The following is an 18,674-nucleotide window of genomic DNA, read 5'->3' as shown; positions in this document are numbered from 1 at the left end:
CGGTCAGCCGTCCGTCCGCCGCGCCGCGACCATCAACTGGCCCAGCGCCAGGCCGCCGTCGTTCGGCGGGACCAGCCGGTGCAGCAGCACGGTGAAGCCGTCCGCGCGCAGCGCGCCGGCGCACAGCCCGGTGAGCAGCGCGTTGCCGAACACCCCGCCGGTCAGGGCGACGGTCCCAAGACCGTGCCGGGCGCGCGCGGCGGCGCAGCCGCGCACCACCAGGGCGGCCACCGCCGCGTGGAAGCGGGCCGCGACCGTGCCGGCCGGGGCGCCGTCCCGCAGGTCGGCGGCGACGGCGGCCAGGACGGGGCCGGGGGCGGCGATCAGTTCGGCGTCCTTCGCCCCGCCGGGGCGCAGACCGAACGCGTACGCCCCGCCGCCGCCGGCCGTCAGCGCGGCGGCCTCCAGCTCGACGGCGGCCTGCGCCTCGTACCCGGCCAGCTGGCACACCCCGGCGAGCGAGGAGACCGCGTCGAAGAGCCGCCCCATGCTGGAGGTCGGGACGCAGTTCACCTCGCGCGCCAACTGCTGCCCCAGCACCCGCAGTTCGTCCGGCGGGCAGGCCGCGACCGGGGCCAGCGCGGCGTCCCAGGCGATGCCCGCGGCCCGCAGATGCGCCAGCGCCATCCGGTACGGCCGCCGCACCGCCGCGTCGCCGCCGGGCAGCGGTACGTACTCCAGCCGGCAGAAGCGGTCGAAGCCGTCGTAGTCGGCGAGCAGGAACTCCCCGCCCCACACCGCTCCGTCGTCGCCGTAACCGGTGCCGTCGAAAGCCACCCCGATGACCCGCCGGCTGCCGTCGAGGCCGTGTTCGGCCATCGCGGAGGCCACATGGGCGTGGTGGTGCTGCACGCGCAGCAGCGGGCGCCCGCCGCAGTGCCGCTCGGCCCACCGGCCCGACGCGTAGCGCGGGTGCCGGTCGGCGGCGAGCAGCTCCGGGCGTACCGCGGTGATCGACTCCAGCTGCCGCCGGGCCCGCTCGAAGGCGCCCACCGTGGCCAGGCCGTCCATGTCGCCGATGTGCGCGGAGAGCCAGCCGCGCCGCCCCTCGCCGAGGCAGAAGGTGTTCTTCAGGTCGCCGCCGACGGCGAGCGCCGGCCGCACCGGGACCGGCAGCGCGACCGGCAGCGGGGCGTACCCGCGCGACCGGCGGACCACGGACGGCGCTCCGTCGCTCACGCGCACCACGGAGTCGTCGCACGGCACGCGGATCGCCCGGTCGTGGGTGAGGAAGGCGTCGGCCAGCGGCGCCAGCCGCTCCAGCGCTTCGGCGTCACCGGTGACGATCGGCTCGCCCGAGACATTGCCGCTGGTCATGACGAGCGTGCCGGGACCCGGCGGATCGCCCGGCAGGCCCAGCAGCAGATGGTGCACGGGCGTGTAGGGGAGCATCACGCCGATGTCGGGGCTGCCCGGCGCCACCGCGGCGTGGCGCGGTCCGCGCCGCCCGCGCAGCAGCACCACCGGCCGCACCTGGCCGGTGAGCAGCGCCCGCTCCTCCGGGCCGGTCCTGGCGAGCCGCTCGGCGCCGGCCAGGTCCCGCACCATCAGCGCGAACGGCTTGTCACCGCGGGCCTTGCGCCGCCGCAGCAGCGCGACCGCGGCGGAGTTGTCCGCGTCGCAGGCCAGGTGGTAGCCGCCGATCCCCTTGACCGCCACCACCGCCCCCGCCGCGAGCAGCGCCCGCGCCGCACCGACCGGGTCGCCGCCCGCGTGCGGGGCGCCCGGGACGACCAGCCGCAGCCGCGGTCCGCAGTCGTGGCAGGCGATCGGCTGGGCGTGGAAGCGCCGGTCGGCCGGGTCGGCGTATTCCGCCGCGCACGCGGCGCACATCGGGAAGCCGCCCATCGTGGTGTGCTCGCGGTCGTACGGCAGGCCGGTCACGATGGTCAGCCGCGGCCCGCAGTTGGTGCAGCTGATGAAGGGGTGCCGGTGGCGCCGGTCGCCGGGGTCGGAGAGTTCGTCGAGGCAGTCGGCGCAGGTCGCCGTGTCGGGCGGGACCAGGGTGCGGACCGGCCCGTCCCGGTGCGAGGCGACGATGGTGAAGCCGGAGCCGCCGGTGACGGCCAGGTCGTGGTGGTCGACCGACTCCACGGCCGCGAGCGGCGGCGCGCCCGCCGCGATCCCCGCGCAGAAGCGGGCCACGGCCGCCGCGGCGCCCTCCACTTCGGCGACGACCCCGTCGCCGGTGTTGGTGACCTGCCCGGACAGCCCGAGACCGGTCGCGAGCGCGTGGACGTAGGGCCGGAAGCCGACGCCCTGCACGACTCCGCGCACCGTCACCCGGCTGCGCCGCCGCGGTCCTGCCGTGCCCACGGCGGCCGGGGTCATGACGCGCCGGGCACCGCGGCGTGCAGCCCGGGGCGGGAGTGCCCGTGGTCGTCGTCGCCGTAGGGGTGGGCGTGGCCGCGGTGGTCGTCGTCGCCGTGGTGGTGGCCGGCCCCGTCGTGGTGGTGGCCGTGGCCGTGGGAGCCGGACCGCGCCATGACCGGGGTGTGCACCGGCGCGCCCGCGCCGGCCGCCGCCGCCCGGTCCAGCAGCGCACCGGCCTGCTCCCCGGTGCGTACCGAGGTCAGCAGCACCTCCACCCCGGGGTTGACCTGCTCGACGTGCGCGCGGAAGGCCGCCTCGTCGAAGTCCACCGCGTCGGCGAGGTCGGTCTTGGTCACCACCACCAGATTCGCCAGGCCGAAGGCCGTCGGGTACTTCAGCGGCTTGTCCTCGCCCTCGGTCACGGAGGCGAGCACCACCCGCAGCGTCTCGCCGAGGTCGTAGGAGGCGGGGCACACCAGATTGCCGACGTTCTCCACGAACAGCAGCGCGGTGGCGTCGGGCAGCCAGCCCTCCAGGTGGCGGCCGAGCATCGCGGCCTCCAGATGGCACAGCCCGTCGGTGAGCACCTGCTTGACCGGCGCGCCCGACCTGGCCAGCCGCTTCGCGTCGTTCTCGGTGGCCAGATCGGCGGTCAGCGCGGCCACGGGCAGCCCGCGCCGCCCGGCCAGCAGCAGCTCCTGCTCCAGCAGCGCGGTCTTCCCGCTGCCCGGGCTCGACAGCAGATTGACCACGGTGGTGCCGCGGGCCGAGAGGACGGTACGCAACTCGTGCGCGCGGACGTCGTTCCCGGCGAGCACGGCCTGTTGCAGGTCAAGCACACGGCACATCGTTCAGCGCTCCTCGCGGATCGGGTCCCGGGCGGGTTCGCCCGGTGTGCCGTCGTCCCACTGCACGGCGGCGATCTGCAGCTCACGGCCCGACAGCAGCTCGGCGGCGGCGGTGCCGCACGCGGGACAGCACAGGTCGGGCGGCATCCCCACCGCCCACTCGTCCGCGCACGGCAGGCACCTGGCGCGCCCCGGCACGGTCTCGGTCACCAGACGCGCGCCGTGCAGCACCGTGCCCGCGCACCCCAGGGTGAAGCTGAACGACAGCGCGTCGGGTACGACACCGGCGAGTTCACCGACCCGCAGGCGCACCGACCGTACGGCGGTGGCGCCCGCGGCCTGCGCCGCCTCCTCCACCTGCCCGATCACCGCCATCGCGATGGACATCTCGTGCACCGTCGTCATCCCCTGCCGGCCTGTCGCCCCGCCCCAACTAAAGGGCGCTCGGCCGGTGTCCGGTGGCCGCCACGCCGCCGGCGCGGCCGGAGGCGACCCGTTCGGCGCAGCGCCGCCGGGCCGCGTCCGGCCGCGCCGGTCACATCGCGCGCATCCGCAGATAGCGCCGGACGTCCGGGAGCATCTGGACGACCGCCGCGGCAGCGGCGGCAGCCGCCGCGCCGACGGCGCCGAGGGCCAGGATCTTCTTCACGATGAATTCCTCTCCTGTGTGAGCACGAAGTCCGTGTCCTGCCGGGGTTCGCCGAGCAGTTCGAGCACCAGGCGGACCGCTTCGGGCACCGCCGCGGCGACGGCGGGACTGAGCCCGATGCCCTCCTCGACACCGGCCGGTTCGCACCCGACGACCAGCACCCGGCCCGGCGGTGTGCCGCCGGTGCCCGCGCACAGCGTGCCCATCAGGGCGAGCACCGCGTCGGGCGTCATCCGGTGGCCGTCGAGCACGGCGCCGGGGTGCTCCACCTCGCCGCACTCCCCGGCGTCCAGGACGTAGAGGGTGCCGGGCACGCCGCCGCGGGCGGTGGCGTCGACCAGGACGAAGGTGTCGTAGCCGTCGAGCAGTTGATAGGCGAGGTGGACGCCCCGCACCCCGGCGTCCACCGTCTCGACGCCGTCGGGCAGCCGCCGGGCGGCCAGCCGCCGTACGGTCTCGACGCCGAAGCCGTCGTCGCCGAGGAAGATGTTGCCGACGCCTGCCACCAGCGTCCGGCCGGGCGGGCCGGTCATGCGTCCTCCAGCACGGTGACCTCGTCGGGCTGGAAGTACAGGAATCTGCCCTGCTCCCGGCGGATGTCCGCGCCCGGGTCGCCCTCCACCGTGACGGCCAGGTGCACCCCGCCGTCCACGTCGTGCAGCACCGCCTCGACCAGCGCGCTGCGGCCGTGCAGGAAGAGGTCCTGCGCGTCGGTGCGCCGCAGCCCGGGGCGCAGCGCGACCCGGCTGCCCGCGCCCACCGAGCGGCCGCCGACGAGGACGCGGTCGGTGTCCGGGTCGACCGCGGCGTCGGCCGCCGGGTTCCACCAGGGGGTGTCCGGGGCCATCAACAGGCCGGTGCCGCCGGGCGCCGCCGGCTGCCCGGTGACCTCGCGCAGCGACCGGACGGCGCCGTGCAGGCGCTCCAGTACCTCGGGCGGCATCGTGTCGGCCAGGTCGATCACGGCGGCGGCCCGCGCGTCGGTGCCCCGGGCCTCGCGCTTCTCCTGGTCGGTCAGCGCGGACGTGCGCAGCGCCAGGATCTCGTCGATCTCCAGCGAATCGTAGAGCGCCCCCGGGCTCTCCGGGGCGATGGCCGGATGGTCCTCCAGGATGATCGGCGAGGACAGCACCACGTCGGCGCGGCCGTCGCGGCCGGCCAGCACCGGCCAGGTGTGCACGTTCTCGCACGCCGCCGCGGCGCCGGCCGCCCACTGCGGGGGGTCGGTCGGCGACAGGAAGGAGCCGGCGTCCAGGCCCAGCATCAGGTGGGCCGAGACCAGCGCGCGGGGCAGCGCCGCCGCCCGGTCGGCGCCGCCGTCCGGGGGCCGCCAGTCCGCGGTGTTCTCGACGACCGCGGTGAGCCGCCGCACCGCGTAAGGCCCCGGCAGCTCGGCCGCGGACAGCACGATCCGCCCGCGCACCTCCTCGCGGGTGCACAGCAGGCGGCCGGCGAGCCGGCCGCCCTCGTACACCTCCTCGGTCTCCTCGCACGCCGGTCGGTCGAAGGGGAAGGCGTACTCGGCGCCGCCGAGGTCCGCCACCGGTACGGCGATCTCGACCCGCTCCTCGACGCCCTCGTCCCACGGCGTCAGGACCCGGTCGGCCAGTTCGAGCGCGGCCACGGTCTCGAAGCCGCCGCCGTCCAGCGCGCGCTGGACCGTACGCCGCCTGGCGTGCAGGAAGCGCAGCTCAGCGAACAGCCGCGCGCCGCCGCGCGGCTCCATCAGGCACTCCGTGCGCTGGAAGGAGTGCTCGCCGCTGCCGGCGCCCCACTGCGGCGGCACCAGCACACCGAACTGCCAGCGCATCCGGTTCTTCGCCGCGGACGCCCGGTAGGGGTAGAGGACGTACCCCTCGAAGAGCACCGCGTCGGCGACGGCCCGGGCGGCGTCGAAACGGCCCCCTGCCCCGGTCACGACGCCGCCTCCGCCACCAGCGGCGCGGCCTGCGCCGACGCGAGGAGCGACTCCACGGTCGCCTCCCACGAGGGCAGCGCCTGCCGCGAGCGGAAGGCCAGCAGCGCGTCCATCGTGGCGCGCGGCAGCCGGACCCAGCCGCAGCCGGGGAAGTGCTGGTCGATCATCTCCCGCCAGACCGCGACGGGCATGCCGAACGACGCCTCCCGGTCCCACGGGACGGGCTCCACCCGGAAGCCGCCCGCGCCGCTGAAGACCGTGCCGGCGAACAGCATCAGCAGCGGCACCTCGCCGCCCTCCAGCGCCCGGAAGTACCGGGTCGCCGCCACGTCCAGGTCGTAGTTGCACGGCACCGGCAGATCCACCTCGGTCTCACCGGTGAAGCCCGGTACGACCAGCGACACCTGCGCGAACTGCAGCGGCAGCAGGGTGCTGCCCCAGCGGGCCCGCTCGCCGAACAGGTCGGCGAGGCCCGCGGCCTCCGCCGGCTCGTAGCCGCGGCGGGCCGGCTCGATGCGGAACTGGCAGCGCAGCGCCATCGCGTGCACCCGGGTGCCGGGCGCCGCGGTGATCCGCAGCCGGAAGACCAGCGTCGGCCCCGCCGCGTAACGGTCGGCCCGCACCCCTGGGCAACTGAAGGAGAACTCCGTCATCGCGGTTCCTCCCCGCGCAGCGGCCGGGCGCGCCGGGCGACCTCGGCGAAGAAGTCGGCCAGCGCCGCCCGCGCCTCGGCGCCCCCGTCGAAGCCCTGCCAGTGCAGCCGCATCCGGCCCACCAGCTCGTAGCACACGTCGATCGGCACCAGGAAGCACGCGTAGCCGTCCTGGCCGCGGCGCATCAGCAGCGCCTCCACGTCCGGCCGCAGCTCCGCCGCCAGCCGGGTCCTGCCCAGCACCTGCTGCCAGGTGCGCGGGTCCAGCTCGCTCTCGGTGGCGCCCGCCGGGCTCGGATAGAGCGCGACGAGGCGGTCCAGGGCGGCGTTGCGGAAGAAGAAGGCCACGCCGACCGGGATCTGGAGCACCTCCCACGCGCTGTCGTCCACCGTGTGCGCCGGGTCGCTGAGATAGCGGTCGGGCACCGTACGGAACCGCCCGCCGGCCGTGCCCGCGTTCTCGAACAGCATCGCGCAGGCGACGCAGGCGCAGGCCAGCTCGCGCTTGGCGCTGTCCACCAGGTGCCGGTGGGCGCCGTCGGCGACCTCCGTCCCGCACAGCGTGCACCGCTCGGGCCGCGGCGGCGCGGGAGCGGTGAACCGGCGCAGGCCCGCCGGTACCGCGGGGGCCGGGCGCACGGTCATGAAGCGCCCACCGTGCTCGGCCGCGGCGCGATCTGCAGCAGCACCGGTTCGCCCTTCGCCGCCGGCTCCAGCTCGACGGCCGTGACCTCGGCCGCGAAGCACGCCAGCGCGTCCTCGACGGAGGCGCGCGCCGCCGCGTCGGTGCTCGGGCAGCCGCAGCCGCCCTCCGCGGTGGAGCGCACCCGCAGCAGGCCGCTCCCGGCGTCGAAGCCCACCAGCTCGACCGGAAGCCGGAGCAGCGCGCGGTCGATCCTGGCCTCAACCGTCTCGGGGTGCAGACCGTGCAGCACCAGCATCCCGGCGACCAGCTCGTCGCCCAGCAGCCGTTCCAGCGCCTGCGGACCGGCCTGGCCCGCCAGCGCCAGGACCCGGGCGAGGCCCGCGCCGTAGAAGTCCATCAGCGCCCGCACCAGCTCCTCCGCCGCACCGCACACCGCGCGGTCACCGGTCGCCGCGAGCCGGTCGAGGATCTCCTCGACCTGCCGGCCGGCCTGCTCGGCGGTGCGCGCCGGGCGGGCGGTCATCCGCCCATCCCGCTCAGGCCGGTCGGCACATGCATCTTCTGCACGGTCCTGCCGCCGCCGACGTACATGTGGACGCCGCACGGCAGACACGGGTCGAAGCTGCGCACCGCCCGCATGATGTCGATGCCCTTGAAGTTGTCCGGCGTGTTCTCCTCGAAGATCGGCGTGTTCTGCACGGCGTCCTCGTACGGGCCCGGCGTGCCGAACGAGTCCCGGGTGCTGGCGTTCCACGGCGTCGGCGGATAGGGGTGGTAGTTGGCGATCTTGCCGTCCCTGATCACCATGTGGTGCGACAGGACCCCGCGCACCGCCTCGGTGAAGCCGACCCCCAGGCCCTCGTCCGGCACCTCGAACTTCTCCCACGTCTGGGTGCGCCCCGCGCGGACCTCCGCCAGGCCCTTCTCCGCGAAGTGCAGCGCGACGGCCGCCGCGTACGCCTGGAAGTAGGTGCGGGCGCGGTTGCGCTCCAGGGCGTTGCTCCACTTCGGGATCTTCCACTCGAAGCTGGTCTCGGGCTTCGTCATCGTCCTGGGCAGGTTGATGACGACGCTGTGGCCGGTCGCCTTGACGTAGCCGATGTCGACCAGGCCCGACAGGGCGGTGGACCACAGGCGCGCGATGGGGCCGCCGCCGGTGTCCAGCGCCAGGTGGTCCTTGCCGTCGAACCAGCGAGGGGACATCACCCAGCTGTACTTGTCGTCGAAGTTCCGCTTCTGCGGCGCCGGGATCGTGTGCTGGTTCCAGGGGTGCCGCGGGTCGACCGGGTTGCCGAGCGGGTCGTGGGTGACGAACTGCTCCTGGCCCTCCCAGTCCTTGTAGTACGAGCTGCCGAGCAGGATCCGGATGCCGAGATTGATCTCGGTGAGGTCGTTGGTGACCAGCTTGCCGTCCACGACGATCCCGGGGGTGACGAACATCCGCCGTCCCCAGTCCGTCATGTTGCGGTAGGTGAAGTCGCAGTGGTCCGGGTCGTTGAGCGCGCCCCAGCAGCCCAGCAGGACCCGCCGCCGGCCGACCTCCTCGTAACCGGGCAGCGCCTCGTAGAAGAAGTCGAAGAGGTCGTCGTGCAGCGGGACGACGCGCTTCATGAACTCCACGTACCGCATCAGCCGGCTGAGGTAGTCGGTGAACAGCTGCACCGAGGCGATGGTGCCGACGCCGCCCGCGTAGAGGGTGGACGGGTGCACATGGCGCCCCTCCATCAGGCAGAACATCTCCCGCGTGTACCGGCTCACCTGGAGCGCCTCGCGGTAGAACTCGCCCTCGATCGGGTTGAGCGAGCGCATGATGTCGGCGATGGTCCGGTACCCGTGCTCACCGGCGTGCGGCGCCTCGGTGCGCTCGGCCAGCTCCAGCACACCGGGGTTGGTCTCCTTGACCATCCGCTCGCAGTAGTCCACCCCGACCAGGTTCTCCTGGAAGATGTTGTGGTCGAACATGTACTCGGCGGCCTCGCCCAGGTTGATGATCCACTCGCCCAGGTGCGGCGGCTTCACCCCGTAGGCCATGTTCTGCGCGTACACCGAGCACGTCGCGTGGTTGTCGCCGCAGATGCCGCAGATCCGGCTGGTGATGAAATGCGCGTCCCGCGGGTCCTTGCCGCGCATGAAGACGCTGTAGCCGCGGAAGACCGACGAGGTGCTGTAGCACTCGGCGACCTTCTTCTGCTTGAAGTCGATCTTCGTGTGGATGCCCAGGCTGCCCACGATCCGGGTGATCGGGTCCCAGGACATCTCCACCAGGCCGCTGCCGTCCCCGGCCGCCTTCGTCGTCGGTGATGCCATCGTCTTGTGCCGTGCCCTTCACTGGGTGCGAGTCGGATCCAGTCCGATGCGTGAGCCGCCGGTACGTCCGCGGCCGGCGTGTCCGCGGCTGTTCTACGGTGCTGCGGTCCCGGTCACCACGGGGGCCGGTAGCCGGTGGTGAGCGTGTCGCCGCGGCTGCGCCACTTGGGCTCGGCGTCCAGCGTGTGCACGGTGACCGCCCGCAGCCTGCGGATGACCGAGCCGTACGCGGCGCTGGCGGTGCTCGACAGCTTGCCGCCGGGCGGCTCGTCCATGAACGGCATGAACTTGTCGGGGAAGCCCGGCATCGTGCAGGCGATACAGATCCCGCCGACGTTCGGACAGCCGCCGATCCCGTTCATCCAGCCGCGCTTGGGCACGTTGCACTTCACCACCGGCCCCCAGCAGCCCAGCTTGACCAGGCACTTGGGGGAGTCGTACGTCGTGGCGAACTGCCCCTGCTCGTAGTAGCCCGCCCGGTCGCAGCCCTCGTGGACGGTGGCCCCGAAGAGCCAGGCCGGCCGCAGCTGCTCGTCCAGCGGGATCATCGGGGCGGCGCCGGTCGCCTGGTGCAGCAGATAGACCAGCGTCTCGGCGAAGTTGTCCGGCTGGATGGGGCAGCCCGGCACACACACGATCGGGATCCCCGCGCCGGACTTCCAGTCCCAGCCCAGGTAGTCGGGCACGCCCATCGCGCCGGTCGGGTTGCCCGCCATCGCGTGGATGCCGCCGTAGGCCGCGCAGGTGCCGATCGCGACCACGGCGAGCGCCTTGGGCGCGAGCCGGTCGATCCACTCGCTGGTGGTGATCGGCTGACCGGTCGCGGGGTCGTCGCCGAAACCGCACCAGTAGCCCTCGGCCTTGATCGCCTCATTGGGGATCGAGCCCTCGATGACCAGCACGAACGGGTCGATCTCGCCCCGCTCGCCCTTGAAGAACCACTCGATGAAGCTGTCCGCGCCCTGCACGGGGCCGCACTCGAAGTCGATCAGCGGCCAGTGCACCTCGATCTTCGGCAGACCGGGCAGCACGCTCAGCGCGATCTCCTCGATGCTCGGCTGCGTCGCCGCGGTCAGCGACACCGAATCGCCGTCGCAGCTCAGGCCGGCATTGATCCAGAGAATGTGGATCGGTTTGTCGTCCTGCGTGCCCGCCTCGGGCGCGGTGGATGTGGGTGAGGTCGTCACGGGATTCCTCCTCTGGGCGGCGGGGGACGAAAACCCGCATGTCAGACACCACTGTCATGGCGAACACCGGGAGGGGCGATGTCGGACTGGTCCGATCCGGTGGTGGGCACCGCCGGACGGGGCGCCGGCGCGCTCGCGACGCTACGGCCGGCCGCGTGCCCGGCCCGCGCGGCTCAGCGGCGACGTCACACGAAAGCGGCGCGCACATTGGACCGCCTGGCCGCCCCACCAGGTGCGGGGCACCCCGGCGCCCGCGGGAATGCCGGGGTGCCCCCCGGCGTTGAGAGGACAGACGAAAACGATAACGATGACGGAACGAGGTGACCCCATGGCCCGCAGCGAACTGCGCCCTGTCGTCAGGCTCCGCTCCACCGCCGGGACCGGCCACACCTATGTGACCCGCAAGAACCGGCGCAACGACCCGGACCGGCTGACGCTGCTCAAGTACGACCCCGTCGCCCGCCGCCACGTGCCCTTCCGCGAAGAGCGCTGAATCCCGGCCCGTACGGCACACGACGGCCCCGCACCCACCACGAGAGGACACCCATGAAGCACGGCATCCACCCCACGTCCCGCCCGGTGGTCTACCGCGACAAGGCCGCCGACCTCGCCTTCCTGACCCGCTCCACCGCGACCGGCGACCACACCGTGGTCTGGACGGACGGCAGCACCTACCCCGTCATCGACGTGGAGATCTCCTCGGCCAGCCACCCCTTCTACACCGGCAGGGCACGTGAGCTGGACACCGCGGGCCGCGTCGAGCGCTTCCGGCGCCGCTACGGCACCGGCGCCGGCTGAGCGGCCTCCTTCCGCTTCCCGTCGACGGCGGGCCGCCGCTGTCGCTTGATCGGGTGGTTGCGGGCGTACGGCCCCCGTCCCGGCACTCCCGCCGGGACGGGGGCCGCTATCGTCGTCGGCCGGGAGGGTGTCTCCCGCAGCTGCGGTGGACAGTGCCTTCGACCAGCCCCATCCACCCACGCCGGGGGCACTCTCCCGCTCCGCGCGACCGGCCCTGTGCGCGGCGGCCCCTGTGCGCGCCGGCCCTGTGCTCACGTCGGCCGCCGCCCCGCGCCGGCCGTCCCCGGCGGTCCGGCCGAGGCCCCGGTCATCCGGCCAGGTGCGCGTAGACGACGGTGTTGCCGTCGTAGGCGCGGGTGCGGGTGTTCCAGTCGGAGCAGGTGATCAGGCGCAGCTGCGGGTCCGGGGTGTTGCCGTAGACGTCGAGGGTGGGGAAGGCCCGCTTCTCGTACGAGCGGACCGCGTCGACGGTGAAGACGGCGACGGAGCCGTCCGCGCGGGTGACCCGGATCTGCTGGCGCGGCTTCATCGCGCCGAGCCGGTAGAAGACGGCGGGCCCTGTGGCGTACGAGTCGACGTGGCCGAGGATGACTGCGGGTCCCGGCCTGCCGGGTGCGGGGGAGCCGTGGAACCAGCCCGCCTGCAGCGGCTTGCCCGGCACCTCAAGACTGCCGTCCGCGGCCAGCCCGAGGTCCAGGAGCCTGGTGTGGACGCCGATCGCCGGGATGTCCAGCACGGCCGGCAGGGCGGCCGGCGGCAGGGCGGAGCCGGTGGCAGTCGGCGTCGGGGGGACCGGCACGGACGGGGCCGGCATGTGGCCCATGCCGTGCGGCAGTTGCCCGGCCGCGGCGGGCCCGGGCCGCGGCGGCGGCGCGCCGCCGCCCCCGGTACCGGCCAGGATGACGGCGACGCCCGCGGTCACGCAGGCCACCGCGAGCACGACGAGGAGAACCGCCGTACGCCGCGGGCGGCCCGCACGGGTGGGGATACCGGTCATCGGCCGGCGGTGCCCCGCCGGCGCAGCGCGAAGCCGCCGGCGCCCAGACCGACCAGGACCGCGGCGCTGCCGCCCGCGACCATACCGGTGCCGCTGCGGCCGGCCTGGGTGGCGCCGTCCCCGGTGTCGGCGCCGCCGGACGGCATCGACGACATCTGCGAGGCGGTGAACGCCCCGCACAGCGCCGGGTCGGTGGCCTCGGCGGGCAGCGACTTGTCGAGTTCGCTGGCGCCGAGGACGCTGTCGTACATCCCGTTGCCGTTGTAGTCGATGCCGTGCACGACTAGGACGGCCTTGCCGGACTTGAGGTTCGCGGCGACGCCGTCGCTGACCTCCACGGTCCGGTGGTAGGAGACGGTCGAACCGGCGGGGAAGCGGTCCACGGCCAGCGCGCTCTTGTCGGTCGTGTCGCCGCTGGTGGTCAGCGAGGTGCCGATCATGCCGTAGTCCTTCATGGCGTCGGCGACATTGATCGAGGGGTGGCCGTTGTGGTCCACGGCCTCCGACGGCTTGGGACAGACGCCGCCGCCGTCGACGTGGATGTGCATCGCGTGCGGCGACTTGCCGCCCACCAGCCCGGACGCGGTCACGGTGATCTTCGCGGTGTTGCCGGACAGCTGCACCATGGCCTTGCCCTGCCCGGTGACGTGATTGGCCGTCACCGGATCCAGCGACGCCTGATACGTCGTCCACGCGACCTCGGTGTCCCCCGGCGCCGCCGCCCACCCGGCCGCGGGCACCGCGAGCGGCACCGCCGCGACCGCCATCACTGCCAGAACCCGTCCTGATGTCGAACGCATCATGTCCAGCCTTTCCTTGCGGATACCACCGCCGGTCGGCCGACGGCCGGCCCGGCAGCGGGAGAAGACCTCTCCACCCCCTCCTTCGGAGCGCCCGACCGTCCGGATTGGTACGCATGCACGAATTCCGTACGCGTGAACGCCCCGCGCCGGCACCGCCGTACGGCCCGGCGGGGGCGTAAAACCAGGTGCGGACGCCAAGGGCCGTTGACAGGCTGCGCCGATGAATCGCGAAGAGATCTCCGCAATCGCCCACGCCGGTCACCCGATCAAGGCCCCGCTCGACGACGACGCCGTGCGCCGGCTGCTGGACAAAGGCCTCCCGCGCGGCGACGAACGCGTGCTCGACCTCGGCTGCGGCAGCGGCGAATGGCTGCTGCGCGCCCTGGCCGCCGGCGGGGACGTCCACGCCGAGGGCGTCGACATCTCCGCCGGGGACCTGTCCCGGGCCCGGGAGGCGGCCGTCCGCGCCGGGGTCGGGAAACGCCTGGTCCTGCACGAGCAGGACGCCGCGGACTTCGTGTCCCCGCAGCCGTTCGACCTGGTGCTCAGCGTCGGCGCCGCGCACGCCTTCGGCGGGCTGCTCCCCGTCCTCGCGGCGGCCCGCACCCACCTCGCCCCCGGCGGCCGGGTCCTGATCGGCGACGGCTTCTGGGACCGTACGCCGTCCCCCGAGGCCGTCGGGATGCTCGGCGACTTCGCGGGCCTGGCCACCACCTTGGACCTGGTCGCCGCCGACGGATGGACCCCGGTCCACGGCCACATCAGCACCCGCCGCGAGCTGGACGACTACGAATGGTCCTGCTGGGGCACCCTGGCCGGCTGGGCGCTCGACCGCCCCGAGGACCCGGACAGCGCCGGCGTCCTGGCCACCGCCGCGACCCGGCGCTCCGAATGGCTGCACTCCTACCGCGACAGCTTCGGCTTCATCACCCTGCTGCTGCGCCGCACCCCCTGACTCCCGCGCCCGCACACCCCGTTGGTACGCTCGGATTTGAGCAGTCGCTCAAATCGAGGGCGGGGGGCGGCGATGGGCCTGTACGTCGAGGCACTGGTGCGTGCCGGGGTGGACACCGTGTGGGACCGCACGCAGCAGCCGGCGCAGCACCGCCGCTGGGACCTGCGGTTCACCGACATCGCCTACCTGCCGTGCGCACCGGGGGAGCCGCAGCGCTTCCGGTACGCCACCCGCGTCCTGCCGTTCCTGACGGTCGCCGGTGTCGGGGTCGCCGCGGGGGAGCGGCACCGCCCGGACGGCACCCGCACCTCCGCCCTCCGCTTCTCCTCGCCCCACCCGCTCTCCCTCATCGAGGAAGGGCGCGGCTACTGGCGCTACGTCCCGACGGGGGACGGCGTCCGCTTCCTGACCGGCTACGACTACCGGCCGCGCTGGGGCCGCTTCGGGCGGCTGGCCGACCGCCTCGTCCTGCGGCCCGCCATGGGCTGGGCCACCGCCTGGTCCTTCGACCGGCTGCGGCTGTGGTGCGAACGCGGCATCCCGCCCGAGCGGTCGCTGCGCCACGCCCTCGGCGAGTGCGCCGTCCGCCTCGGCGTCCTCGCCGCGGCCGTCGCCCTGGCCCTCGCTCCGGCACCTGTCCCGGCCCGCGCGGCCTGCCTCACCGCCGCGGTGCTCGCGCTGCTGCTGCCGCCGCTGCCGGTCACTCCGGCCGCCCGGCGCTGCCTGCGCCGGCCGCCCGCGGACGCCGTCTCCGCACCACCCGCCCTGCTCGCCGGCCTCGCCGCCCCGGAGGCGTCATGACCTCGATCTTCCAGCGCGGCCTCGGCGCCGACTTCGACCGGCTCCACCCGCAGATCCGGCGGCGCTTCTCCATCGGGCTCGACAGCGCCCAGGCCTGTGTCGGACGCGGCACGATGGACCGCGTCTGGCACGGCCGCAGCTTCGTACGGCCCTTCCTCGCGCTCGGCGGCAGCCGCAACATCCTCCTCCCGCGGGCCGGCCGCGACGTCCCGTTCACCATCGAGAACGTCCCCTACGAGGACTCCTACGGCCGGGAGACCGTCACGTTCGTGCGGACCTTCGGTTTCCCGGGGCGCGACCTGCGGTTCGACGCGACGATGGTCTACAGCGCCGAGCGCGGCTGCCTCGTGGACTACCTCGGCACCCACCAGCACCTCGCCACCGACCTGCGGCTCGCGGTGGGCGCCGGCGGGGCGCTGCTGATCCGCTCGGGGCAGCACCGCTTCCGCGAAGGGCCGGTCGACGTCCGGGTCCCCGACCTGATCGGGGGTGACGCGCTGGTGCGCGAGTCGTACGACGACGCGGCGCGGTGCTTCCGGATCGAGGTGTCCGTCACCAACCGGCGCTTCGGACCGCTCTTCGGCTACCGCGGCTCCTTCACGGCCGACTTCGTCGACGCGGCGGAACACGGCGTGCGCGACGGTCTGCGGCCGGTGCGCGAAGAGGCGAGGCCATGAGCGCGGACACCCGGACGAAGCTGCTGGCCGGGGCGCTCGCCACCCTCACCGACCAGGGCATCGCCAAGGTCTCCGCACGGAGCATCGCCGCTGCCGCCGGGGTCAACCAGGCGCTGGTCTTCTACCACTTCGGCAGCGTCGACGAACTGCTGTCCGCCGCCTGCCGCTACGGCGCCGAGCAGCGCGTGGCCGTCTACCGGGAGCGGCTCGGCGCCGTCCGCAGCCTGGGCGAACTCCTGGACCTGGGCCGCGAGATGCACACGGCGGAGCGCGCGAGCGGGAACGTCGCCGTCCTCGCCCAGCTGCTGGCCGGAGCCCAGACGCAGCCGCGGCTCGCCCCGGCCACCGCGGCGGGCCTCGCGCTGTGGATCGACGAGGTCGAGACGGTGCTGGAGCGGGTGCTGGCGGACACGCCGGTCGCCGGCTTCCTGGACGTGGCAGGGCTGGCCCGCGCGGTCGCCTCGGCTTTCGTCGGCCTCGAACTCTACGAGGGCGTGGACCCGGACGGCGCCGGCCGCGCCCTGGACGCCCTGGACCAGCTGTCCGCACTGGTGAACGTGCTGGATGAGCTGGGCCCGGTCGCCCAGCGAGCGGTACGCGCCCGCCTGCGGCGCTCCGCTCGCCGCCCGCCCGTGCGGGACCGGCCCTGAGCGGCTCGGGCCGGGGTGGGGTGCGCCGGTGAAGTGTTGTCATGAACGCGCGTAGATGTGGGTAGCAACCACAGGTCCGTACGTAGATCCCTGGAGATGCGAGGAAGACCTGTGCGCAGAAGAACGCTGATACGCGGGCTGGCCGTGGCGACGCTCACACCCGCCGCCGGCGCGCTCGCCGCGAGGACGGCCGCGGCGGCCTCCGACACGTACGGCATCGACATCGCGACCTCGCAGTCCGGCATCGACCTGGGCCTCGCCGCCGCGCAGGGCCAGCGGTTCGCCATCGTCAAGGCGGGCGGCTGCCAGCTCAGCGAAGGACCGTACGTCAGCCCGTACTACACCGCGCAGGTGGACCGTGCCCGCGCGGCCGGGCTGCGGGTCGGCCACTACTGGCTGTCCGGCGACTTCCAGGCCCCGGCCGACGCGGCGAACTACTTCGTCGACCACCTGCACGACTACCGCCAGGGCGATGTGCTCGCGCTCGACGACGAAGTGCTGGACGACTCCGCGTACCTGTGGAACGACTCCCAGGTCGCCGCCTGGTTCCGGCAGGTGCAGAGCCGGGTCGGCACCGCCGTGCCGTGGTTCTACATCGGCGCCGCCAACCTGCGGGCCGGGAACTGGCCCCAGACGATCGCCACCGGGGCCAAGCTGTGGGTCGCCGCCTACGGCTCCAACAACGGCACCCGGCAGGGCGATCCCGAACTGGGCGGCAAATACCCGGACTGGGCCGTCCACCAGTACAGCTCGGTCGGCTCGGTCGGCGGAAGCGCGAAGGTGGACCACGACTACGCCAGGGGTTCGGCGTTCGACCTGGTCGCCCCGGGCAGCGGTGGCGGCGGCGGGGGAGGGGGCGGCACCGGCGGCCTGCCCAAGACCACCACCGAGCAGGACGGCGTGCCAGGACCCGTCTTCTGGAGCCGGGCACAGAAGTGGCTGTCGATCCAGTCGGGTTACACCGGCCCCATCGACGGGGACCCCGGGGTGAACACCTACGCGGCCCTCCAGCGCAACATGCGGGACCACTACGGCTACACCGGCCCGATCGACGGGGTGCCCGGCGTCAACACGTACAAGGCGTGGCAGCGCCAGGCCGCCCAATGGGGCTACACCGGACCGGTCGACGGCGTGATGGGGCCCAACAGCTGGCGCGGGGTGGCACGTTTCCTCAACCAGGACGCCTGGAACTGACCCCGGCGCCAAGGCGCGTGCTCCACCGGACCGGCCGGGCGTCCGTGCGCGAAGTGCGCGCGGACGCCCGGCCGTTGCGCGTTCCCGAGGGGCGCCCGTCCGTCCCGGGGCTTTGCCGGCGCCCGGTGTGCGGTGTGCGGGGGCGGGCAGGCGAGCCGGGGAGAAAAGGGGGACGCAACCATGGCGACCTTGGGGATGACGGAGCTGGCGCACGCCTCGATGCCGGACAGCCCGTCCGGCTGGGCCTGGGCGGGCGCCATCCTCGCCTGCTACCTGCTCGTGCGATTCCTGCTCGTCTACGCCGCCAACCGCCGCGCCGGCGTCGAGCGGCCCGCCCACCAGGTGTGGGAGGACATCCGCGACTCGCCCCGCCACGCGCGGCAGCGCCGGACGATGTCCCAGTTCCTGGCAGGGCGCGCGGTCCTCGTCGTGGGCATGGCGCTGCTCATACCGGTCGCCCTCATCCCGGCGAAGTCGGCGCGGCTCGCGATCCTCGCTGTCGCGGTCCCCGTGGTGGTGGCCGCGATCGCCTACGCCGACTACCGCACCAGCTCCCGCCGGAAGCGCCGCACGTCGTCCGACAGCGAGTCGGACCCCGTGGACCAGGAATCGGAGCGGCGGCCGGTCTGACGGTGGCGTGTTCAGGGCGGCGGCGGCCCCTGGCCGATGGCGCAAACGGCGAGTGCGGCGCGCCGCCTTTCGGACGGCCCTGGGGGAGCCGCGTGCTGCGGGTTTCCCGGTGCTCCAAGCCGCGCGCGGCTGCGACGCCGGCCATACGGGCGCCGCGTCGCTCCCGGTGGCGGTGCCGGTGCCCGCCGCCCTGCGGGGACAGGGCGGGGGACGCGCGGGCGGCAGCAGGTCGGCCGGCTTTGGCCGGCAGCCGCCGCAGGAGGCCGACGGGACCGGCCAGAGTCCCGTGCGGTGCCATCCGGTCATTTCTCCGAGGGCGAGTTGACGGCGGCACGGCACCCCTGGATGCTGAGTGCGCAACACCGAATTGTCAGATATTTCCACCGCTTTGACGGCGGGAGAGCCGTCCCGCGGTGAGCACGGCCGCACAGCCCAGCCCCATGCGGGACACCTGCGGAGGCCACGGACACGTGTCCGGCCGCCGCCGGGCCACGGCGCATCACGCACGCCTCAGGAGCGGCCGGCCCCGTGCCGCCGTACGCACGGCACGGCGCACGCCGGCCACGCAGGCCGCGTCGGCACACGCGAGCACCACGAGCAGCAACGACACCGCACGCCCGGACAGCCGGTCCCGTTCCGGACGTGCGCT

Annotated in this window: 21 protein-coding genes; 8 read left to right on the top strand and 13 right to left on the bottom strand. The window is 74.1% G+C overall.

The window, feature by feature from the left end:
- Positions 1-3 precede the first annotated feature (3 nt).
- From hypF to OHA86_RS00590, 11 genes are all read right to left on the bottom strand, one after another.
- A complete protein-coding gene (gene hypF / locus OHA86_RS00635; RefSeq protein WP_329171444.1) occupies positions 4-2,331 on the bottom strand; it encodes a carbamoyltransferase HypF in 2,328 nt (775 codons plus the stop codon).
- Positions 2,328-3,161 carry a hydrogenase nickel incorporation protein HypB gene (hypB, locus tag OHA86_RS00630; RefSeq protein WP_329171443.1) on the bottom strand — a complete coding sequence of 278 codons (834 nt, stop codon included), beginning with the start codon at positions 3,159-3,161 and terminating at the stop codon, positions 2,328-2,330. Before hypB ends, hypF begins: the two co-directional genes overlap by 4 nt.
- Before the next feature lie 3 nt (positions 3,162-3,164).
- Positions 3,165-3,557 carry a hydrogenase maturation nickel metallochaperone HypA/HybF gene (locus tag OHA86_RS00625; protein ID WP_329182134.1) on the bottom strand — a complete coding sequence of 131 codons (393 nt, stop codon included), beginning with the start codon at positions 3,555-3,557 and terminating at the stop codon, positions 3,165-3,167.
- Between the two features lie 139 nt (positions 3,558-3,696).
- Positions 3,697-3,810, bottom strand: a complete 114-nt coding sequence (locus OHA86_RS35960; RefSeq protein WP_443054168.1) for a DUF6893 family small protein — start codon at positions 3,808-3,810, stop codon at positions 3,697-3,699.
- Entirely contained in the window at positions 3,807-4,343 is a 537-nt protein-coding gene (locus tag OHA86_RS00620; protein WP_329171441.1) for a hydrogenase maturation protease, read from the bottom strand. The genes OHA86_RS35960 and OHA86_RS00620 overlap by 4 nt, the downstream gene beginning before the upstream one ends.
- On the bottom strand, positions 4,340-5,728 hold the full coding sequence (locus OHA86_RS00615) for a hypothetical protein (protein WP_329171440.1): 1,389 nt from the start codon (positions 5,726-5,728) through the stop codon (positions 4,340-4,342). The genes OHA86_RS00620 and OHA86_RS00615 overlap by 4 nt, the downstream gene beginning before the upstream one ends.
- On the bottom strand, positions 5,725-6,381 hold the full coding sequence (locus OHA86_RS00610) for a DUF6084 family protein (protein WP_329171439.1): 657 nt from the start codon (positions 6,379-6,381) through the stop codon (positions 5,725-5,727). The genes OHA86_RS00615 and OHA86_RS00610 overlap by 4 nt, the downstream gene beginning before the upstream one ends.
- A complete protein-coding gene (locus OHA86_RS00605; protein WP_329171438.1) occupies positions 6,378-7,025 on the bottom strand; it encodes a DUF5947 family protein in 648 nt (215 codons plus the stop codon). Before OHA86_RS00605 ends, OHA86_RS00610 begins: the two co-directional genes overlap by 4 nt.
- Positions 7,022-7,549 (bottom strand): hypothetical protein, encoded by a 528-nt coding sequence (locus OHA86_RS00600; protein WP_329171437.1) that lies wholly within the window; start codon positions 7,547-7,549, stop codon positions 7,022-7,024. Before OHA86_RS00600 ends, OHA86_RS00605 begins: the two co-directional genes overlap by 4 nt.
- On the bottom strand, positions 7,546-9,333 hold the full coding sequence (locus tag OHA86_RS00595; RefSeq protein ID WP_329171436.1) for a nickel-dependent hydrogenase large subunit: 1,788 nt from the start codon (positions 9,331-9,333) through the stop codon (positions 7,546-7,548). Before OHA86_RS00595 ends, OHA86_RS00600 begins: the two co-directional genes overlap by 4 nt.
- A 113-nt stretch (positions 9,334-9,446) precedes the next feature.
- Complete coding sequence (locus OHA86_RS00590; protein WP_329171434.1) at positions 9,447-10,520, bottom strand: hydrogenase expression protein HypE; 1,074 nt, start codon at positions 10,518-10,520, stop codon at positions 9,447-9,449.
- Positions 10,521-10,848: 328 nt separating this feature from the next.
- On the opposite strand from OHA86_RS00590, the gene rpmG reads away from it, so the two are divergent.
- Both rpmG and OHA86_RS00580 read left to right on the top strand, forming a co-directional pair.
- Positions 10,849-11,013 (top strand): 50S ribosomal protein L33, encoded by a 165-nt coding sequence (gene rpmG, locus OHA86_RS00585; protein ID WP_329182132.1) that lies wholly within the window; start codon positions 10,849-10,851, stop codon positions 11,011-11,013.
- Positions 11,014-11,066: 53 nt separating this feature from the next.
- On the top strand, positions 11,067-11,318 hold the full coding sequence (locus tag OHA86_RS00580) for a type B 50S ribosomal protein L31 (protein WP_329171432.1): 252 nt from the start codon (positions 11,067-11,069) through the stop codon (positions 11,316-11,318).
- A 307-nt stretch (positions 11,319-11,625) separates the two neighbouring features.
- Here the strand turns inward: OHA86_RS00580 and OHA86_RS00575 are convergent, their stop codons facing one another.
- Both OHA86_RS00575 and OHA86_RS00570 read right to left on the bottom strand, forming a co-directional pair.
- Positions 11,626-12,315: a class F sortase gene (locus OHA86_RS00575; protein WP_329171430.1), complete on the bottom strand. Its 690-nt coding sequence runs from the start codon at positions 12,313-12,315 to the stop codon at positions 11,626-11,628.
- A complete protein-coding gene (locus tag OHA86_RS00570) occupies positions 12,312-13,118 on the bottom strand; it encodes a hypothetical protein (RefSeq protein ID WP_329171428.1) in 807 nt (268 codons plus the stop codon). Before OHA86_RS00570 ends, OHA86_RS00575 begins: the two co-directional genes overlap by 4 nt.
- Positions 13,119-13,338: 220 nt before the next feature.
- On the opposite strand from OHA86_RS00570, the gene OHA86_RS00565 reads away from it, so the two are divergent.
- The 6 genes from OHA86_RS00565 to OHA86_RS00540 all read left to right on the top strand — a co-directional run bounded on the left by OHA86_RS00565 (position 13,339) and on the right by OHA86_RS00540 (position 18,025).
- The gene (locus OHA86_RS00565) at positions 13,339-14,073 is read left to right on the top strand and encodes an SAM-dependent methyltransferase (protein WP_329171427.1); all 735 of its coding nucleotides are present in this window, start codon (positions 13,339-13,341) and stop codon (positions 14,071-14,073) included.
- 72 nt (positions 14,074-14,145) lie between these two features.
- Complete coding sequence (locus OHA86_RS00560; protein WP_329171425.1) at positions 14,146-14,874, top strand: hypothetical protein; 729 nt, start codon at positions 14,146-14,148, stop codon at positions 14,872-14,874.
- Positions 14,871-15,551, top strand: a complete 681-nt coding sequence (locus OHA86_RS00555) for a DUF4166 domain-containing protein (protein WP_329171423.1) — start codon at positions 14,871-14,873, stop codon at positions 15,549-15,551. The genes OHA86_RS00560 and OHA86_RS00555 overlap by 4 nt, the downstream gene beginning before the upstream one ends.
- On the top strand, positions 15,548-16,201 hold the full coding sequence (locus OHA86_RS00550; RefSeq protein ID WP_329171421.1) for a TetR/AcrR family transcriptional regulator: 654 nt from the start codon (positions 15,548-15,550) through the stop codon (positions 16,199-16,201). Before OHA86_RS00555 ends, OHA86_RS00550 begins: the two co-directional genes overlap by 4 nt.
- Before the next feature lie 111 nt (positions 16,202-16,312).
- A complete protein-coding gene (locus OHA86_RS00545) occupies positions 16,313-17,395 on the top strand; it encodes a glycoside hydrolase family 25 protein (RefSeq protein WP_329171420.1) in 1,083 nt (360 codons plus the stop codon).
- 180 nt (positions 17,396-17,575) lie between these two features.
- On the top strand, positions 17,576-18,025 hold the full coding sequence (locus tag OHA86_RS00540; RefSeq protein ID WP_329171418.1) for a hypothetical protein: 450 nt from the start codon (positions 17,576-17,578) through the stop codon (positions 18,023-18,025).
- Positions 18,026-18,674 lie beyond the last annotated feature (649 nt).

The sequence above is a fragment of the Streptomyces sp. NBC_01477 genome, from assembly GCF_036227245.1.
Classification (GTDB): domain Bacteria; phylum Actinomycetota; class Actinomycetes; order Streptomycetales; family Streptomycetaceae; genus Actinacidiphila.
Note: the sequence above shows the minus strand (reverse complement) of the source record. Positions and strands in the feature narration are given on the sequence as shown.

What these genes read in the sequence shown, in the direction of transcription:
- OHA86_RS00565 (WP_329171427.1), top strand. Translation starts at nt 13,339, where the DNA reads ATGAATCGCGAAGAGATCTCCGCAATCGCCCACGCCGGTCACCCGATC.
- OHA86_RS00605 (WP_329171438.1), bottom strand. Translation starts at nt 7,025, where the DNA reads ATGACCGTGCGCCCGGCCCCCGCGGTACCGGCGGGCCTGCGCCGGTTC.
- hypF (WP_329171444.1), bottom strand. Translation starts at nt 2,331, where the DNA reads ATGACCCCGGCCGCCGTGGGCACGGCAGGACCGCGGCGGCGCAGCCGG.
- OHA86_RS00570 (WP_329171428.1), bottom strand. Translation starts at nt 13,118, where the DNA reads ATGATGCGTTCGACATCAGGACGGGTTCTGGCAGTGATGGCGGTCGCG.
- rpmG (WP_329182132.1), top strand. Translation starts at nt 10,849, where the DNA reads ATGGCCCGCAGCGAACTGCGCCCTGTCGTCAGGCTCCGCTCCACCGCC.
- OHA86_RS00555 (WP_329171423.1), top strand. Translation starts at nt 14,871, where the DNA reads ATGACCTCGATCTTCCAGCGCGGCCTCGGCGCCGACTTCGACCGGCTC.
- OHA86_RS00550 (WP_329171421.1), top strand. Translation starts at nt 15,548, where the DNA reads ATGAGCGCGGACACCCGGACGAAGCTGCTGGCCGGGGCGCTCGCCACC.
- hypB (WP_329171443.1), bottom strand. Translation starts at nt 3,161, where the DNA reads ATGTGCCGTGTGCTTGACCTGCAACAGGCCGTGCTCGCCGGGAACGAC.
- OHA86_RS00540 (WP_329171418.1), top strand. Translation starts at nt 17,576, where the DNA reads ATGGCGACCTTGGGGATGACGGAGCTGGCGCACGCCTCGATGCCGGAC.
- OHA86_RS00610 (WP_329171439.1), bottom strand. Translation starts at nt 6,381, where the DNA reads ATGACGGAGTTCTCCTTCAGTTGCCCAGGGGTGCGGGCCGACCGTTAC.
- OHA86_RS00595 (WP_329171436.1), bottom strand. Translation starts at nt 9,333, where the DNA reads ATGGCATCACCGACGACGAAGGCGGCCGGGGACGGCAGCGGCCTGGTG.
- OHA86_RS00560 (WP_329171425.1), top strand. Translation starts at nt 14,146, where the DNA reads ATGGGCCTGTACGTCGAGGCACTGGTGCGTGCCGGGGTGGACACCGTG.
- OHA86_RS00580 (WP_329171432.1), top strand. Translation starts at nt 11,067, where the DNA reads ATGAAGCACGGCATCCACCCCACGTCCCGCCCGGTGGTCTACCGCGAC.
- OHA86_RS00575 (WP_329171430.1), bottom strand. Translation starts at nt 12,315, where the DNA reads ATGACCGGTATCCCCACCCGTGCGGGCCGCCCGCGGCGTACGGCGGTT.
- OHA86_RS00620 (WP_329171441.1), bottom strand. Translation starts at nt 4,343, where the DNA reads ATGACCGGCCCGCCCGGCCGGACGCTGGTGGCAGGCGTCGGCAACATC.
- OHA86_RS00600 (WP_329171437.1), bottom strand. Translation starts at nt 7,549, where the DNA reads ATGACCGCCCGCCCGGCGCGCACCGCCGAGCAGGCCGGCCGGCAGGTC.